2 protein-coding genes are annotated in these 2,524 nt (G+C 47.1%); both read left to right on the top strand.

The genetic code is table 11. From position 1 onward, the window contains the following. Positions 1 to 207 precede the first annotated feature (207 nt). Positions 208 to 1,401, top strand: a complete 1,194-nt coding sequence (locus EG244_RS20005; protein WP_124966902.1) for a glycosyltransferase family 4 protein — start codon at positions 208 to 210, stop codon at positions 1,399 to 1,401. Between the two features lie 37 nt (positions 1,402 to 1,438). Next, complete coding sequence (locus tag EG244_RS20010) at positions 1,439 to 2,494, top strand: polysaccharide biosynthesis protein (RefSeq protein WP_124966903.1); 1,056 nt, start codon at positions 1,439 to 1,441, stop codon at positions 2,492 to 2,494. Positions 2,495 to 2,524: the final 30 nt, after the last annotated feature.

Genomic DNA, 2,524 nt, shown 5'->3' on the forward strand with positions numbered 1-2,524 from the left:
ATTTTTCGCTACCGCAAGCAATTTAGTAGGTCCTGAGCCTAGCAGACTGAGCCCAGAATATCTGCAAAAAACCGCCTGCGATTGTTACGCTGCGCAAATTGTATTGCAATCTATGGTTGATTGAGTAACCTTTCGCAGGTCTGACCGAACGGTCGCCCGGATACCAATGTCAGTCACAAGTGCTATATTTTCACCTGAGCGAGTTTCATGACGGCCATGTCTTATATCTCGCGGCCTCGTATACTTTGTGTGACAGATTTCTACCTCCCGGGTTTTCGCGGCGGGGGACCAATACGAACGATCTCAAATCTGCGGGAAGCACTGCGTGGTCAGGCGGAAATATCTGTCTTCACCCGCAACAGAGATCTTGGCCGGAAAAATATTTACCCTCATATCAAGCCGAATATTTGGCATGATCTTAAAGATGGTCCAATCTTCTACGCAGATGAGAAGGTCTTCGGCCCAATAGGGCTCGACCGGGTCCTGTCTGCCGGAAAGTTTGATATTCTATACCTTAACAGCTTTTTCTCAACCCGCGGGTCTGTGGGCCCCCTCCTCTACCGGCATATGCTAAGGCGAGGATCGCTTGACCTTCCAGTTATATTGGCACCACGCGGCGAATTTTCACCCGCGGCTCTTGCGATGAAGGGATTTAAGAAGCGGCTTTTCATCAAAGCGACTCGAATAATGGGCATGTATCGAGACGTGCACTGGCAGGCTTCCACCGCGGATGAGGAAAAATGTATCCGAAATCTCTTTCCTGAGGCCGCTAAGCGTATACATACGGCAGTGGACGCCGTCTCATCGGATAAAATTATTACAGACAGGCCGCTCACCCAAAGTTCGGGTCGCCTGAGAGTAGCATTCATCTCACGAATTAACCCGATAAAGAACCTTGATGGTTTGCTGCACATTTTTCAGGGTCTCAATATACCCACTGAACTTAAGATATACGGGCCTGTAGAGGATAAAATTTATTGGGCCAGGTGCAAAAAAATAATGGGAGAGCTTCCGGCGCATATTGTTGCAAGCTTTCATGGGCCGCTGGAGCCTGAAAGCGTCTCTCCGACTTTCGCTCGCCACGATCTCTTTGTTTTTCCGTCTCATGGCGAAAACTTCGGTCACGTCATATTCGAAGCTCTGTGCGCAGGAACACCGGTCATTACCAGTGATCGTACACCTTGGAAATCTTCGTCATCCGGAGCATTGACCGTTATGGCACTTGGAGATTTACAGAACTGGCAGAGTGCAATCGAAAAAATTGCGAACATGAGTGAAGATGAACGGGCGCAGCTGAGGCAGAACGCGCTGGCCTGTGCCAAAAATTTCATTCAGCGCAACGGGGGCGGTCAGCAAAGCCTTGATATGTTTAAAGCCGTTATAGCTTGTTCCAGCATGTGAAATTTCTATCAGTACGACTCTTGCAAAGGTTTCCGTTATGTTTTCAGGTAAAATTTTATTGATCACTGGTGGGACCGGATCATTTGGAAATGCAATATTGCGACGTTTTTTGAATTCCGATTTGAAGGAAATACGCATTTTCAGCCGCGATGAAAAAAAGCAGGATGACATGCGGCGCAAATATATGAACTGCAAGCTGAAGTTTTATATTGGTGACGTCCGCGACGAGGCGTCCGTCGTAAATTCCGTCCGTGGTGTAGATTATATTTATCACGCGGCTGCACTCAAGCAAGTTCCTTCTTGCGAGTTTCACCCAATGGAGGCAGTGAAAACTAACATTATAGGGACAGAGAATGTTTTGGAGGCGGCGATCTCGAATGGGGTGAAGAAAGTTGTCTGCCTTAGCACAGATAAAGCTGTCTATCCTATCAACGCCATGGGCATCAGTAAGGCATTAATGGAGAAAGTGGCTATTGCGAAGTCCCGGTCAAGCGGGAATACTATTATCTGCGCTACACGTTACGGAAATATTATGGCGTCACGTGGTTCTGTGATTCCATTATTCTGTGATCAAATTCAAGCAGGGCTGCCGATAACTGTTACTGACGGGTCAATGACTCGCTTTATGATGACACTCGATGATGCCGTTGATCTTGTGCTTTATGCATTTGAGCATGGTAAGGCTGGTGAGATTTTTGTACAGAAATCCCCAGCCGCGACGATTCAAACACTGGCGCTTGCACTCATTGGAATCCTGGGTAAGGCTAATCATCGAATTAATGTAATCGGAACCCGACACGGGGAAAAATTATTTGAAACGGTTCTCAGCCGTGAGGAGATGATATCCGCCGTAGATCTTGGTTACTACTTTTGCATACCTCCTGACATACGTGACCTTAACTACGGAGAGCATGGTGAGCGAGGGGTAATTGAAATTACGCAATCTAGAGATTATAACTCTCATAACGCACCTCGCTTGGACCTCAAAGCTATGCAAGATTTATTGATGCGACTGAGCTTTATTCAAGCCATTGCTCATGGCGAGTATGCAAAACCGGGTTTACTTCATAACTCAGCCTTAGCAGGCTGCTGAAAAAGTCAGGGTGGCAGAATATTTTAGCTG

The organism is Falsigemmobacter faecalis, from assembly GCF_003863335.1.
GTDB lineage: Bacteria > Pseudomonadota > Alphaproteobacteria > Rhodobacterales > Rhodobacteraceae > Wagnerdoeblera > Wagnerdoeblera faecalis.